The sequence below is a fragment of the Nonomuraea aridisoli genome, assembly GCF_003236395.1.
Lineage (GTDB): Bacteria > Actinomycetota > Actinomycetes > Streptosporangiales > Streptosporangiaceae > Nonomuraea > Nonomuraea aridisoli.
The window spans coordinates 1-14,935 of record NZ_POUD01000033.1; the positions used below are offsets into that span (position 1 = coordinate 1).

Below are 14,935 nucleotides of genomic sequence, written 5' to 3' on the forward strand. Positions count from 1 at the left end.
CTGCCATCCACGCACCTCACCCTCGACGACGACACATGCCTATCGAGGGTGACCGATCAGCCCGCCTTCACGCATCTTCAACCGATGCCTCAATCGACCCGGTGAACGTTCGTGGTCACCCCACTAGGCGGTATCCGGGCCGTACAGCGCGGCGATGTCCTTGGAGCCGGCCCACCGGCTGTAGGTGGGTGACTGCGGCCATCCGTCGGGGGAGTCCTGCCACTCCTCCTGCCGTCCGTACGGCAGCAGGTCGATCAGCGCGAAGGTGTGGGTGAGCTGCTCGGTGCCCCGGCCGTTGGTGTGCCAGGTGCGATAGACGGTGTCGCCGTCGCGCAGGAACACGTTGACGGCGAAGCCTTCGCCGGGCGGGGCGCCGACGTCGCTGCCGAACGGGCTGTTGGCGGTGGAATACCAGGCCATCTTGTTCCCGACCCGCCGCTTGTATGCGAGTGCCTCGTCGATCGGGCCCTGGGTGACGATGACGAACCGGGCATCGTAGTCGTCCAGGAACTCCAGCCGGGTAAACTGCGCGGTGAACCCCGTGCAGCCCGGGCACTGCCACTCCTTGCCCGCGAACCACATGTGGTTGTAGACGATCAGCTGCCGCTTGCCTTCGAAGACGTCCGCCAGCCGGACCGGTCCGTTCTCGCCCTCGAGGGTGTAGTCCGGCATCCGCACCATGGGCAGGCGGCGGCGCTGGGCGGCGATGGCGTCGAGCTCCTGGGTCGCGGCCTTCTCCCGGGCACGCAGTGCTTCGAGCTGACGCTGCCAGGTGTCGGCGTCGACGACGGGCGGTAGTGCGTTTGTGCTCATGGGTCCCTCACTGATCATGTGCGCACGCTTGCCGTGTGCAGAGGTAGACCCGGCGCGGCCGCCGAATTCATCGGAGCCCGGAAAACGGCCGTTCTGGAGCGAACCGAGAGCGGGATTTTTCCGTACATCATGGCGACTCCGCAGTACCTAAGCCAGGAATGCCCATGCTCTTGCGTTATAAGCCCCGGTCGAGGCGTACTGGAACCGGAGATAATCCCGTTGTTCGGTTGCCGCGCTGTGCTGGAGACCCATGATGAGTCACCCAGTACCTGATCCCCGCCCCGCCTCACGGCCGACGCTGAAGACCCCTGGTGACCATACACAGCCGACCCCTACGCCGTTACCCACACCGGTCCGTCCCCCTGACCAGCACACGACGCCTCCAGCCGGCACCGGTGACCTGGACCCGGCGCGACCATCGCTGACCCCCAAGGCTCCGAACTGGAACTACTCCGGCATCACCCCATCGGAGATGAACCGCTTCGAGCGCGATCTCGGCAGTGTCGAAGACGTGCTCCGTGCCCACGAACCACGTATCCGCCAGGCCCTGAGCCAGATGCACCTCGACACCTCCGCCCTCACGGTCATGCGGGAGATGGGCAATTGGATCAGCTCCAAGCGCCCGGAACTGCGCCGACGCAATGAGACCATCCAGGCGCTGACCACGACCTGGGGCGCCGACACCGCTGACATGGCACCCTTCGACGAGGCCCTGTACACCCGAGCCTCCGGTGATCCCGATGTCGATGCGGCCGCGACCCTGCTGGCCGGAACGGCGAAGACCGGCAAGGTCGACGACAGAACCCTGGCCGAGTTGGAGAAACGCAGCGACGACCCCGCGTTCGCCACGATGCTCATGCACGCGCTGGGCGCCGCCACGTACCGGAATGTCATGGCCAAGACGGTGCACGGTGACAAGGAGCTCCACCGGCTCCAGGTCGCGCTCAGCAAGGCCCTCGGCAAGGCCAGCCCTCGGCTGGACGTCAGTTGGCGCAAGGAGTTCACCTCCGGGCTCAAGGGGCAGGACCATCAGGCGCTGGCGAAGGCGATCAGACACGGCTCGTTCGACTCGGCTTTTCTGCTGGAGGCGGCCCGGGCCATCGACGCGCACGACCGCAAGCTTCCGGCCCAAGGCGGGCCGATCGTCCGCGACTTCCACCGAGATCCGATAGTGGACATGATGACGGCCTTGGGCCGCCATCCCGCAACTGCCCAGGACTTCTTCGCGCAGGATCCCACGGCGCTGAAACGATTCCTCACCGAGCGTCCTACGGTGAACGGACAGGAAGCGGTGGGCAAGGCCGTGGAGGCGGCCACCACGGTGTTCAGGGATCGCGACGGCACGGAGCAGAATCAGTCCCGCGGTTTCATATCCGCCCGACTGGCCTCGGAGTTCATCGAGTTGCAGCGGGCGAGGATCAACAACGGTGGCGAATCGGCCGTTCCGGCCGGCACGACCGCGCTCATCCTCGCCGCCTATGTTCCGGACGTCGCCTACGTCTCGGAGCGGTCAGGGCTCAGCGGGGCTCGCGTACGCACCATCAACCCCCCGCACTGGCCGCCGAACGAACCGTGGGGTGCGCAGTTTCGCACCGAGGATGTGCGCGTGGTCATGGCGGAGGTGTTCGAGAAGGATCCCGAAACGGTCTCGACGCTGATGGCGGCCCAAACCGTGTGGTCCGAACGAGTGCTCAGTCACAATGCCGCAGGCGGCGACCGTGACGCCTTCGCCGCTGCTGCGAAGGAGACGGGCGCCGGGTTCGGCCTGGTAACCGATGCGACAGGGCTCGCTCGTGTGGCCGAGGGCCAGAAATTGGATGACGCCCAGGAGCGGAAGATGAAGGCCGTCATGGCGGTGGTCAACACCGGCCTGGCCATTCCGCAGAAAGCCGGTTGGCCCATCACGGCCGCCGTGGTGGGCGCCTGGACCAGCCTGATCGAGGACAGCGCCAAGACCGAGGTCAACAAGAACCAGGCGACGTACGAAGCCAACACGGCCAAGGCCAGGTCGGAGTTCCTGGCGACCCAGCTCATGGCCCAGGCCATGTTCGACCACGGGCTCTTCGGACAGGACGCTCGCCGCTCCCTGAGCTTCGTCAAAGCGGATGGGACCTTGATGACGCTGGAGGAGATGACACCGGAAGGCGCTGTTCAGCATCCGCACTTCGACGCCTACGAGCAGTGGGCGGAGGACGACCACAAGGGCACGGTATGGAAGAAGACGAAAGAGGAGCTGGTCAGTGCCTACGGCCGCGCCTTCAGCGAGCACAAATGAGAATGTCCGCCGCTCTGGCCATGGCTCTGGTGCTGTCCGGTTGCACAACTCCCCAGAAGCCTCCGGTTGACAGAACCCCGTTGCCGACCGTCGCCGCGCCGCCCTACCTTTGCGACCACATACCTCTTCGCGCTGTGGAGTTGATGACGGGCGTACGCCAACCGATCGCTCGTGGAGATTTCGACCTGAGCTTCGGAGAGGGGGTGGGCATAGGCGGATGTGCCATCTATCAGCCGACAGGTGACAAGAAGAAACTGCTCGATGTCGACCTGACCCCGGAAGGCGGAGAGGAGTGGGTCAGGGCCCAGATCAAGGCCGGCGACAAGCCGCTGCCCGAGATCGTCCCAGGTGGGATCGGATTCTACACACAAGGCGGAACGGTAGAGGCGGACAAGACGATGGCCGGCGCGGTGCTGGTGAGAGGGAAGGCCCAGTTGTTCGTCGGGATGTCGAGGGGCCTCGAAGGGCGGGACAACGCGGCCGACGTGATCGCGTTGATGAAGCTGATCGCACCCAAGCTGATCACCGATGCCACCGCTCCCCGTAAGAAGAAGGGCTGACCATGGCGGCGATGGTGGTCAATCCGCTGCACGAAGCCCTGCAGAACGCCTTGCGCCTGGTCGGTCCGATGATCGAGGAGATAAGCAGCGACATCGAGCGCCCTTACCAGCAGTTCCAGAGCGGAACCGTTTGGACCGGGCCCACTGCGAAATTGTTCGCGGACCAGTTCGCACAGTTCCGGTCTCGCGTACGGGCATCAGGAGAGGGGATGGTCGGCGAGTTGCGGACGGCGCTAGGCCGCACGCCGGCTCAGGTGACCGAGGAGGAAGCGATGGCGATCAGAAGAGAATACGGATTGCCCTGAGGCCCGGGCAGCCGGGAGCGCTCCGCAACCAATCCCGCTCTGAAGGCGTCTCAGGAAGTGATCACCTCGCCTGGGGGATGCCATGAGCCTTGCGCCTCTCACCAACGATGCCCCGTCCCACATCGGCGCGGGCGGCCAGGGGGTTGTGTACGAGGCGTACGATCCGGCAGGCGTCCGGGTCGCGGTCAAAGTGCTGCGTCCAGGCGGTATCCGTCGCCCGCCGGCGAAGGAGGTCGCGGCGGCGCGGAGGGTCGCGTCCTTCTCCACCGCCAAGATCCTGGAGGTGGATCTCGACGCCGAGCGCCCGTACATCGTCAGCGAGTACGTCGACGGCCCGAGCCTGCGCGGCCGTAGCTGATCGCCACCATCAGCGCCGACAGCACCATGCGGCTATGGGATGCTGGCGATCATCGGCCCGTTGGACTGCCGGTGGACGCACGGAAGTGCTCGCACTCTCCTTGGCAAACGGCGGCGTTCTCACCACGGTCGGCTCCGACAGCACAGTCCGTACGCTGGAACTCGGCGACACCGCCGTGACGGCCGCCGTCTGCGCCCGTGCCAATGGCGGGCTGACCGCGGACGAATGGGCAGGCACATCCCGGAGGTGCCCTACCGTTCGACCTGCTGAGCCCGACCACATCGGCTGGCGGGCCGAGGTCAACGCTGATCGTCCTGCACTGGGGCGGCGCCCGTACATGCAGATCACTTCGCGACAGCTTTGACCGACGACCTCCGTCTCAAGGGTAAAAATTTCGGTCCGTTGCTATGCCATGACTCGGGTAGACCGTTAACGTTGCCGAAACTTTGGTGCACCTATGACCGAAGTAGGGAGGGATGGGCGTGCGCCCGGCCACGATGTTGAACGTCCTGTCGTTGTCCTCAGCTTTCACCTCCATCACCCGCCTCGGAGGCGGTGTGGTCCGCGCGGGGACCCTGGCCGTCGGGAAGGTCTGCGACTGGGCGGGCGGGCTGCCGGCCGCGGTGCTGGCCATGCCCGCACCGCTGGTCAACCGTGGCAGGACCATTCCACCTGCGGTCTCCTCCGCTACGGCGTCCTTTGTGGAGGCACGCCTGCCGGGCCTGCCTCCCATGACCGTCGCGTACGAACGGCGCGGAACCGGTGAGCCGGTGGTCCTGCTGCACGGCCTAGGGTCGAATCGCCAGGCGTGGGACGCGGTGGTGCCGTTGCTGACAGGCGAGCGAGACGTGATCACGATAGACCTGCCGGGCTTCGGCGAGTCGCCTGATCTGCCCGATGGTCAGCCGCGCGATCTGCCCACCGTGGTGGATGGGCTCGGCGCGGTGTTCAACGCGCTCGGGCTGGAGCGGCCGCACGTGGTCGGGCATTCCCTGGGCGGACTGATCGCGTTGCGGTTGGGCCAGGCAGGTCTCGCACGCAGCGTGACAGCGGTGGCCCCGGCCGGATTCTGGAGCCAGGCCGAGCGGTGGTACGCCTTCGCCGTACTGAACGGCGCCCGTCAGATCGCCCGCCTGCCAGAGCCGATCACGGCCTGGCTCTCGCAGACGATCCTGGGCCATGCGGCCTTGACCGGCACCCTGTACACCCGCGCCGACCAGTCCACGCCGGACGCAGTGACAGCAGCGCTGCGTGCCCTACGCCAGGCGGTCGCCTTCCAGTCCACCATGCGCGCCGGCCGCGCCGGGGACTTGTTCGTCGGCGACGTCCCCGACCTCCCGGTGACCATCGCCTGGGGCACAGCCGACCGCATCCTGCCGGCTCGCCAGGCAGCACGTGCGGCAGCCATGATCCCCATGATGCGAATGGTGTGGCTCCCCGAATGCAGCCACGTACCGATGAACGACGCCCCCCAACTGATCTCCCAAGTCATCCTGCAGGCCACCACCCCGAACTCCACGACGGAACGGCGCAACACGAACTCCACCCCAGAGATCGCCGTTCCCCGCCAGCCAACGGGCATCCCCTCATCAGCGCGTCACGTACGTTCCGCAGTCAATGGGCACACGAATTCATGAATCGGTGACCTCAACTGCGTAAACGCGGTACAGGACGCTAGGAAGCCCGATGGCCCGTTCGGCTCACGACGGTCCCGAGGGCGCGTCGCGCGTTCTCCGACGTCGGCAACCTCGCACCGACTCGGTACCCTGATCGCGAAGGACGCGCTGGCGCATGGCGGCCTCGCAGCCCCGCGCCAGCGTAGGCGGGCGCCGACTCGCTTCCGGGCCCTCGGCGGCCTGCCAAGGGTCTGAAAACCAAAGAGCTACGGCAGAGAAAGCGCAGGTCGGAGGGCGAAATGCCTGGTCAAAAGAGCGGCCGGCAGGATTCGAATCTGCGTACCCGCTTTAGGAGAGCGCGGACGGAGAGGCCAACCTAGGCGGGTTGACCTGCTGAAACTTATGGATGGGCTCGTAGATCATGCTTGATCATCCCGCGCATGTCCCGCGTCACTGCTGACTGCTGGCACAACGCTTCCCGGCGAGCCGGACCGCCACCCGGCGCATGAGACCATCTACCAGGCGATGTACCTGCTGCGCCGCAGCGGCTGACCTCGCCACCGTTGCCGCGAGCTCAACAACCGTCCCACAAGATTTTCGGCTGGCACACACACTTGCCGAGCTCTTCGCTAAGCTCGTCGCAACAGTCGAATGACCGCGTGTTGCGAAGATCGCTAGAATCCCCCGCCTTGACGGCGGTGGACGACGAAGCAACGCAGAGTGCCGTCCTCGCCTTCAGACGCATGGCAGAGATTCCTGACTAACTGACTAAAGAAATTGAAGCTCTTACAAGTTGCGGCGACACCTCTATTCGGCAGGTCAGTACGCTTCCGGCACCAGCAGATGAAGGCTGCTCGGGTCGAGCTGGATCGGCTGAACGCCCCGATCAACGCAATGTGGGAGCCATCGGTGAATGGCACTCGAGGAACCCGAGGGATCGGCGGACTATGGCTGACCGCGCGGCCGTCAGCTGCTGGGACCTGCTGGTCTGGTGATCAGTAGGGCGCGGTCGACCAGCGCGGCGACTTCTTCCTACGAGGTCATGAAGTAGCGGCGGGTGGTGTCGAGGGAGTCGTGGCCGAGCAATGCGCAGATCCGCTCCAGGTCGAAGCCGTCCTAGTGCAGCCGGGTGCCCTTCAGATTGGCGGTGCCCGGGGCAGCGTTGGCGGTGGCCAGGACGACGTCGGTTATGCCGTCGACGGTGAGCGGGCCGCCGCTTGCCGACCCACAAGCCCGTCGCCCACCCGTTCGGCCAGGACAGCCTTCTTCGGGAGGGCCGGCAATTCGGCGCGGTCTTCCAGCCACGTGGTGAGGCATTCGTGGGCCGGCGGCGCGATCGGGACGGTGCGGACCTGGTCGCCCTTGCCGAACAGGCGCACCACGCCGGTGCGCGGAGTGATGGCCACGTCCTCGACGCGCAGCCGGGCGTATTCCTCGGCGCGGACGCCGGTGCCGCGCACGGTTTAGATGACGGCGGCGTTGTGGGCCGCCGCGGCGGCCGGTGGTGCGGCGCTTTCTCCTGCGGGCGGGTGAGCGCCTTGGGCTGCCGGTGTGGAGACGCGAGCGGTCCTGTGCGTGATGCGCATGTCGCCCCGTGCCCGTACAGCAGGGCGATGGCGGCCAGGCCCGATTAACGGTGGCGGGCGAGGCGGCGTCGGCGAGCAGGGAGCGGTGCCAGGCGGCGACGGTGGCGCTGCGGTCACCGCCGCGCAGCGGCAGAACGTGGCGCTCCTGCACTCCTCCTTATATCTGGGGCATCACGCGCCACGCGTCCATGTTCACTCGTGTCCTGTCGCCACGCTGACCGGCTTGTGCCGCCCCGTGCGCCATCGCGAACCATCTGGCGGAGGCCTGTATCCCCATCGTTATAAGAAATCTTCCAAAAAGCCGTGATGAAACGTGCCGCAACTCCTATAGCTGTGCATGTCAGTAAAACTGGGGGCTGGGGGTTCTATCGCAAACCTCCTTCTAGAGCCTCTCGTCATGATCAAGAGCGACCCTCGTCAGGCTGAGACGCTGGCGGCCCGGGCGGCCGAGCAACTCCGCGACGGTGCCACATGGGTCAGACGGCTCCGTGAGGCCGGCGGCATGGGCAGCCCGGTTACGGAAGAGGCCCTGCGTCACCATGCCCTCGCCTATGCCTGGCCCACTCTCCTCAAGATGATCGGAAACGGCACGATCTTCTCTGAGTGCCGTGACCTTCTCGGCAAGGCACCGGTCACTCCCACTGACAGCGAACGCGAAGTCCTCCAGTCCTCTTGGGACGAACGCCACGATCTCGCGCTCGCCACTATGGAATTGGCTTGGCCTCGGTATCTCGGCGACCTGATCACCAAGTGGGACGAGGACGGAGGAGCTGCGCTGACGACCTACTTCGTCACGGGCTGCAAATACCGGTTCCCCGACGCGTTCAGGGCTTGGCGCCGCGCCCGGCGGGCGTTCATTAGCGCCCTGTCTCTTGACGAGAGCATCCCGGCAACAGAAGACCCCCAAGCGCAGGTTGAGCAGCGCGACACCTTGCGGCGCATCGTGGCTAAGGCCCCCCGGGAGACTCAGCTCATCTGCCAGTTCTACCTGCGGGGATACACCCTTGCCGAGATCTCCGCCGAACTGGGTGTCAGCAAAGGGGTAGTCAGCACCAGGATGTATCGGCTCGGACTGAAAGCGTGGGCGATGGTCGACGCTGGCGAGATCGAGGCGCCTCCGGACGCGACCCGCCCGCCGTCGGCAGGTGCTCGCCGCCGCAGGCGCCGGCCGGGGCAGGTCGAACTGCGTTCGACCTCCCGGACGGCTCCGGCGGACGAGCCAAGTGGAGATCCGGTTGCCTTGCCGCTATCGCAACTCACGAGAAAGGCGCGGTCATGAAGGCACTGCTGGCTGCGCTGGGCGGCGGTGGCACGCTCGCCGCAGCGGCCCTCTCGTCTTCCTGGTCGATCGCCCTCGCCGTTCTCGCGGTTGGGATGCTCGCCATCGCGGCTGGGGTGATCTTCCACCGCAGCGACGACCCCACGGCACGGATTGAACGTCTGATCAAGGCGCTGCGATCAGAGGATCGCCCGGCCCCTTCTCCGCAGCGAGCGCGCGCTACGATTACTCGGCCAGTGACCGCTGCGCGCACGCCCAGAGCTCGGAATCAACGCCAGTCCAGATTCGTCTCGAAGAAGCGCGGCCCGTGACTCAAGCGGAAACGTCGTGTGCTCTCACAAGGTAAGCGTCGAGTTGGGTGGTCCCTGGGCCGATCCAAGATGGTTTGCGCCAGCGCAGATCTCTGGGCGGCCAGGGGTAAGTGCAGCGAAAGCCGGGTTGCACGGCCGAGCTGCGCGAACGCCTGGCATAGCCCGCAGCGCGGGCAAGCTCATCCCGTATACGTCCCGTGTTCAGTTCAATGACGACCACCAGAGGCAAGCCGACTCGTACGGCAGGACCGTCCGCGGATGATGAGCTCATTGGCGATGCACCAGTACCCGGCAGGTGCGGGGCGCGTCACCAGCTCGGGCACCGTCGATCACGATCATGCCGTTCCTCACGGCCACACCAACAGTGACATTTCCGGATCGACAAGATTGGGTGGTTACGGCTTGTAGAAGGATCAGGTGTCCAGCCGGTAGGAGAAGCGGAGCGAGCCACCTTCCATCCGGTAGAGTCCGCGTCCCTCGGTGCTGAAGGGGTTGGGCAACCTGTGCACCATCGTCCGCTCGGGCGTGAGAACCCATGTCACGGCGAGGATGCTCCAGCGATTGCTCCCCGTGTACCGTTGCGCGGCACGTACCTCACTTTCCCCGAGCTCTATCTGACCTCCGTCAGCTTGGGTTGCCTTCACCTCGAACATCCGGGCGTGGTTGCTGGTGCCCACCTTGAAGTCGTAGCCGAGGCTGTCATCTCCGGGAGAGCCGGGAAAGGCTTTCCTGCGGTTGGTGGAAACCCAGCTCTCCTCGGTGGTGGCTGGGTAGCTGGCGCGGAGCCATTCGTAGGCGATCAACTCGCCGGCGAAACCGATAGCGGTGCGCTGCTCCTGGGAGAGTTCGTCGTGGCGTCCACCACCGAAACCACCGCCTTGACCAGTCGGCGAGAGTGGGTGTCGGCGTGGAGCAATTGGTTCCAGCGGCGCGAAGTGCTTGTTTCTGGTAATGATTCCCGGATTATCGGTCAACATTCGCCGCAACTCGTCGGCTAGGTCCGTGAAGTCTCCGGATCCAGCGTCGAACTCCCGTTCGCCGAGGTGAATGATGCGGCGCCGCCGGAGTTGTTCCTCCCGGGCACGTGCGGCCGCCGATTGTTGGGTGGCAAGTGACTCCCGGGTGATCCCATGTGTTTCCGGGGCCGTCGTTAGCGGCATCTCTGAAGGCCAGTGCCCCAGCGCGGCCAGCCACGCGACGACGTCGTCCTTGCCGAGGGGCCGGAAGTCCAGGGCGCCGCATTGGTCCAGCAGGTCAGTGACGTCACCTGCCAGTGCGGCGGGTAGGGACCGCCCCGCAGCTTTGATCAGTGTTCGGAGATCGGGAATGGTCGCCCGGACGAGGCTGAGGTTGTTGATGCGCACTCGATCCACGCCAGGCAGTTCCACGGGCTGCTCCGGTTCTGGAGCGTCACCCAGACGGGTGGTAAGGGCCGAGCCGATGCAGGCGTCGAGGCGCTCGATGGTCATTGTGTCCACCGTGAGGGCCCAGGACTCAGGCATTGTGATCCATTGGAGTGAGCGGAGCTTAGTCCAATTCATGATGGGATCGCGGGAATCGAATTTGCTCAGGAAAGCCTGGCGGAGCCGGTCAACAAGTTCGGTCCGTCGCTGATCCACCCGCCTTCTCATCGCCGCCTCGTGGGCTTCTGCACGGCTGATCGGCTGGTAGCGAGGGGCGAGCTCGAGGAGGGTCCGGTTGAATTGCGCGAAGTCGATCTCCAGGACTTCGCGCAATTCGTCGACCGTACGAGCCGCGCGGGCGGTACGTACCAGCTGGTCGGAGGCGAGTGGAAGGCTGGCCTCGTGCTCGGCGAGGAGTGCCTGGAGCTGGTGGGCATCTGCGGGGCGCGGGTCCGTCAGCTCCTGCGCTTGGTCGATACCCAGGGTGTGCACGAGCACCGGGTAGATACGAACCAGGATCTCCGCGAGGGAGCCGTCAAGTCGCCTGGTCGTCTCCTCGTACTGCGACAGCGAGACGTCCAGTGCGTCCGCGAGTTCTTCGTTCGCGGGGTTAACGAGGTCGGCGTAGGAGTCACGCAGGCAGCGCGCCGCCAACCGAAGCCGGACCGCGAAGTCCGGTTTGCCCAGCACGTGGCTGATGGCGTCGGAGAGTTTCTCCAACGATTCCCAGCTGAGTTCGTTCGTCATGGCCTGCGGTGCCGCGATGACGGGAACGTGATCATCTGGGAGGGGCAGGACACCGGATTGGCGTTCGGGCAGCTGGACAGGCGCGCTATCGAGACTGATGGTCAGGGACTCATACCCGTGCAGACGGATTGTCCGAACCGATGCGACCAGATTCGTGAGTTCACTCTCGGTTGGCCGGATGGTGCGCTGGTGGTGGTCGGCCAACACTCCGATGACGTTGGGCAGCCATGGGAGGAGTGCGTGAAGCGGATCCCCGAGTTCACCGTGGACAGGCGCCTGACCATCGACCTTAACGTCCAAAGCTGCGGCATCGACATGCTTGATCCTTCCCGGGCAGAGCCGCGTTAACAGTTCAGCCACTCTCCGAGCCCGCCCGGGAACGATGAGCAGAGCGTTCTCCATCTCCCGTATGAAGCGTACGGTCAGGTTGTCACGTTCGTCGCTGACGTACAGGATTCCTTCGCCCTCGCGCAGATCAGGGAGCCTGACGACGTCCAGCACGTCGTCCCGCTCGATGAGGATCGGGGACTCCAGCAGCGGCTGAAGCTCGGTTTCCGAAAATCCATAGGACGAGGAGCGGTCGGCCAACCGTTTCCAGGCTTCTCGATTGGCACGTTCGACAGAGCCGCGATCATGCACTCCGACGGTACCTGTCGCCACGAGTTCTCCCAGGGCCACAAGGCCTCTGACGCTGTCTTCGAAATTTCCCCATGTGGGCATTCCCGCGGCTCGCAGCCTACTTAGTGTGGTGGAGTTTTTGAGAAAGTGCCGCATCTTGAGGTGCACCCTGCGCAGGGGGATGAGGTCGTCCTCATTGTCCGCCGGGACGTGCCACACATCTGCGGGGAGAACGAAAACCACCGTCCTGTCCGAGTTGCGGGCCGGCAGCCAGGGCTCGCTACGGAGGAACGCACTTAGCGGTGTGGGGACCTCCCAGGTGTCATGGTCTCGGGTGGTGCGACTGACCCACCTGCTGATGAAGTGCTCGTTGGTCCACTTGGCTAGGCCGTCAAGCACCAGCCGGGCGTAGGCGAGACGGCCCTGGTCGCTGAATTGGGTGACCACTCCCTGACCGGGAAGACGGTACGCGCGGCCGCCTGAGTAGAACGACTGCGGGCGCCGCGCGTACATCCCAAGGCGTAGGACTTCGGGTTCCCATTGTCTCCTCACGTCGTCAGGAGCGTTTGCACCTTGAACGACAGCGCGGCCTCCAGGCGCGTAGATATAGGTGTTCGCGTCGGCGGAGGAAATGGGGACCAGCCCGTCAGCTACTCCGAGCGCCGAAAGAAAAACACGCCACTCTTCCTGGCTGCCGCCCTGTCGCGTGAATTCTTCTGGAGAGGCTACGAGCCGTGCTTCCAGGGCTTTGAGGTCGGATGAGGCGTTACGTCCCTCCTCTACCACGGCCGCCAGATCGTCGCCGTTCGTGTCGCGCCAGCCTGCCCCGAAGACGGCCTGGGCGGCGGACAGCAGAGTGCCCGACCTCGTGGGCACGTAAAGTCCGAGATCCTTGATCGGCAAGGAAGTTCCTTGCCGGGAGCGGTAGAGTTGGAAAACGAACTTTAGCGACTGGCGATGAAGATCGTGGGAGGAACTCTCCCGGAGCGCGTCCTGAACATGCTGAAGAAGCCCTTGGATATCGAACTGCCGGACAAGACCGAGGCGCACGAGGAAGGCGTACGCGTCTTGCCGGTTGGGCTGCCCAGGCTCGTTGCTCCACCGTAGGCCCCGGTGGACGTAGAAGAGCCGCTTTTTCAGCGCGCGGGGTATGTGGATGCCGTTCAGGCCTGCCTGCTCGGCCGGCGTGGGCTGGAAGAATGCCTCATGCCGTCGCCCGGAGCTGTCAGGCTCCGACTGGCGTTGCCCGTTGAAATGCCGCAGTTTGCCGCCCTCCGCGAGTAACATCCTCCTACCCCGCAGTACTTCGGCGCGGCGCCGCTCGAATAGCCGAAAGATGTCGATGTAGAGGTCATTCCACAGGGCGATGGGTTCATGGTCGCGGGGCGGCTGGAGCGCTGCCACCATCCGTTCCACCTGGTCGGCGAGCTCCTCGTCGGTGGGTGTCAAGGAGGCGCCGAATAGCCCGCAGAGTCTGTTCAGCCGATCCAGTCGCGCCGTGCTGACCTCGGGGTCAGCCACCCGGATTCCGGCTCTGCGGGCAGCGTCAATGGTGAGCACCGTGGTATCACGACGAGGCCATTGCACCGCACTCGCCGGCGTATCCCAGAAGAGTCCGGGGGGCTCTTTACCAAGCACCGGAATCAGCGGAATGTTTGGGAAGTCGCGGTCATGAACACGTCGGGCAGCCTCAGAAAGGAGGCGTACGGAGTCCTCCGTGGGGTCCCAGTTGATGAGATCGACCGCTGTCCGGCGAAACTGGGCATCGGCTCCCCGCCTCAGCTGATCAGCGGCTACGAGGCAGGTTTCGGCGGCCGCGCTGAGGAGCATCGCATTCAGCTGATGCTGCCGATCCAACGCGGTGCGGTCCACTTTGGTGAAGAAAGGCGCATTGAGATGCCCGCGGAGCGGAGCCCGCACATCGTCGCCGAGCGGGAGGAATGTGTAAATGCGGCCGTGGCCCTCGCGCTGCGCCCGGCTCTCTTCCTGCAGTGGTAAGGCGATCTCGATGACGGCGGGTTCCGTCCAGTCCTTCCAGGACTCGTCCAGGTCACTAAGTGAGACGGCCAGATCGACGGTCTCACGGAGCTTGGTGTCGGGAATCCGGCCGCGGGCTATCAGGAACTGGCCCAGGGCTCCCAGGTCGACCTCAGCGAATGTGACGGTGGGAAGATCTTCGCCGCCATCTACTGGCCCCAGCCCAGCATGGTCTGCTGCGCGCTCCTTTCTGGTGAGGGCGATGTGCTGGGCTTCGTCGCTGTCAGTGCGACGCTCAAGAACCAGCCGTTCGAGCCGGTTGAGGAACAGCAGGACCGGGACATCGGCAGTGGCAAGTTCGGTCCAAAGACGAGTCGCGTCGTCGAGGGCGTTCTGGCTCTTCAAAGGCAGACGGATGACGGTCACGTACCCGTTTACGGCCAAAGCCGCGCATTCCTCGGGGAGGTCACTGATCGGGAACGGCACCTGGAAGGGCGGCATTTCGGCGGTGGCCTTGGCGGCCAATTGCTCGTCGCCGAGGAGGTCGAGCAGGTCATCCGGGGTTGCGAACCTGAAGCGGTAGCCGCTCAGAGGTGTTTCAGCCGACTCGCCTGGTTGGGCGCTGAAGATCTCGGGTGCCGTGGTGAGCTCCAGTACGCTCCTGAAGCCGACACCCTTGTTCCCGATGCCGTCGCCGACCGTCTTCTCGCTCATGGCGAACTTGCAGATGGCCATGACGCGTTCCCAGGTGAAGGGTGTGCCGCCGTTGGCGACGTAGAGCGTGCCGTACTCGCCCGCGGTTTCGTCGAGAACGATGTGGACGCGTCCGTCGTGTCTGTCACCGGCGTGGGCGTCGTGCGCGTTTTGCAGCAACTCAAGGAGAGAACGACCTCTGTAGTCCCGAGCATTCGCCCAGGTTGCGGCCTTGAGCTGTTCCGCGATTCGCCAGGTCTTTGTGTCCTGCCATTCCTTGAGGATCTGCAGCGCATAACTACGAAGTTCGCGGTCGTGGCTGCCCTGCCTCGCGCGCCCTTCCGGCGGGTGGATGTCGCTGTCCATCCCTGCTTCAACCATGGGTTCCTCGCCT

General features: G+C 65.1%; 10 protein-coding genes. 7 read left to right on the forward strand and 3 right to left on the reverse strand.

From position 1 onward, the window contains the following. Positions 1 to 123 precede the first annotated feature (123 nt). On the reverse strand, positions 124 to 813 hold the full coding sequence (locus C1J01_RS10985; RefSeq protein ID WP_111178833.1) for a DUF899 domain-containing protein: 690 nt from the start codon (positions 811 to 813) through the stop codon (positions 124 to 126). A gap of 472 nt (positions 814 to 1,285) precedes the next feature. On the opposite strand from C1J01_RS10985, the gene C1J01_RS10990 reads away from it, so the two are divergent. The 5 genes from C1J01_RS10990 (at position 1,286) to C1J01_RS11010 (ending at position 5,948) form a co-directional block, all read left to right on the forward strand. Continuing rightward, positions 1,286 to 3,088, forward strand: a complete 1,803-nt coding sequence (locus tag C1J01_RS10990; protein ID WP_111178834.1) for a hypothetical protein — start codon at positions 1,286 to 1,288, stop codon at positions 3,086 to 3,088. Positions 3,089 to 3,222: 134 nt separating this feature from the next. Then, the gene (locus tag C1J01_RS10995) at positions 3,223 to 3,648 is read left to right on the forward strand and encodes a hypothetical protein (RefSeq protein ID WP_146615546.1); all 426 of its coding nucleotides are present in this window, start codon (positions 3,223 to 3,225) and stop codon (positions 3,646 to 3,648) included. A 2-nt stretch (positions 3,649 to 3,650) separates the two neighbouring features. Beyond that, entirely contained in the window at positions 3,651 to 3,953 is a 303-nt protein-coding gene (locus C1J01_RS11000) for a hypothetical protein (RefSeq protein ID WP_111178836.1), read from the forward strand. An 82-nt stretch (positions 3,954 to 4,035) separates the two neighbouring features. Next, on the forward strand, positions 4,036 to 4,311 hold the full coding sequence (locus C1J01_RS11005; RefSeq protein WP_111178837.1) for a protein kinase family protein: 276 nt from the start codon (positions 4,036 to 4,038) through the stop codon (positions 4,309 to 4,311). A 476-nt stretch (positions 4,312 to 4,787) separates the two neighbouring features. Then, the gene (locus tag C1J01_RS11010; RefSeq protein ID WP_220039847.1) at positions 4,788 to 5,948 is read left to right on the forward strand and encodes an alpha/beta fold hydrolase; all 1,161 of its coding nucleotides are present in this window, start codon (positions 4,788 to 4,790) and stop codon (positions 5,946 to 5,948) included. Between the two features lie 1,166 nt (positions 5,949 to 7,114). On the opposite strand, the gene C1J01_RS11015 is transcribed toward C1J01_RS11010, so the two are convergent. After that, the gene (locus C1J01_RS11015; RefSeq protein WP_111178838.1) at positions 7,115 to 7,387 is read right to left on the reverse strand and encodes a tyrosine-type recombinase/integrase; all 273 of its coding nucleotides are present in this window, start codon (positions 7,385 to 7,387) and stop codon (positions 7,115 to 7,117) included. Between the two features lie 523 nt (positions 7,388 to 7,910). Here C1J01_RS11015 and C1J01_RS11020 point away from each other — a divergent pair. Further along, the gene (locus C1J01_RS11020; protein ID WP_181448692.1) at positions 7,911 to 8,792 is read left to right on the forward strand and encodes a sigma-70 family RNA polymerase sigma factor; all 882 of its coding nucleotides are present in this window, start codon (positions 7,911 to 7,913) and stop codon (positions 8,790 to 8,792) included. Next, entirely contained in the window at positions 8,789 to 9,103 is a 315-nt protein-coding gene (locus C1J01_RS49045) for a hypothetical protein (protein WP_146615547.1), read from the forward strand. The genes C1J01_RS11020 and C1J01_RS49045 overlap by 4 nt, the downstream gene beginning before the upstream one ends. Before the next feature lie 413 nt (positions 9,104 to 9,516). Here the strand turns inward: C1J01_RS49045 and C1J01_RS11025 are convergent, their stop codons facing one another. Beyond that, entirely contained in the window at positions 9,517 to 14,907 is a 5,391-nt protein-coding gene (locus C1J01_RS11025) for a sacsin N-terminal ATP-binding-like domain-containing protein (protein WP_111178840.1), read from the reverse strand. Between the last annotated feature and the right edge of the window lie 28 nt (positions 14,908 to 14,935).

Excerpts from the sequence above, each read along its gene's own strand:
- C1J01_RS11025 (WP_111178840.1), bottom strand. The coding sequence starts at position 14,907 with ATGGACAGCGACATCCACCCGCCGGAAGGGCGCGCGAGGCAGGGCAGC.
- C1J01_RS10985 (WP_111178833.1), bottom strand. The coding sequence starts at position 813 with ATGAGCACAAACGCACTACCGCCCGTCGTCGACGCCGACACCTGGCAG.
- C1J01_RS11020 (WP_181448692.1), top strand. The coding sequence starts at position 7,911 with ATGATCAAGAGCGACCCTCGTCAGGCTGAGACGCTGGCGGCCCGGGCG.
- C1J01_RS11000 (WP_111178836.1), top strand. The coding sequence starts at position 3,651 with ATGGCGGCGATGGTGGTCAATCCGCTGCACGAAGCCCTGCAGAACGCC.
- C1J01_RS10990 (WP_111178834.1), top strand. The coding sequence starts at position 1,286 with ATGAACCGCTTCGAGCGCGATCTCGGCAGTGTCGAAGACGTGCTCCGT.
- C1J01_RS11010 (WP_220039847.1), top strand. The coding sequence starts at position 4,788 with ATGGGCGTGCGCCCGGCCACGATGTTGAACGTCCTGTCGTTGTCCTCA.
- C1J01_RS49045 (WP_146615547.1), top strand. The coding sequence starts at position 8,789 with ATGAAGGCACTGCTGGCTGCGCTGGGCGGCGGTGGCACGCTCGCCGCA.
- C1J01_RS11005 (WP_111178837.1), top strand. The coding sequence starts at position 4,036 with ATGAGCCTTGCGCCTCTCACCAACGATGCCCCGTCCCACATCGGCGCG.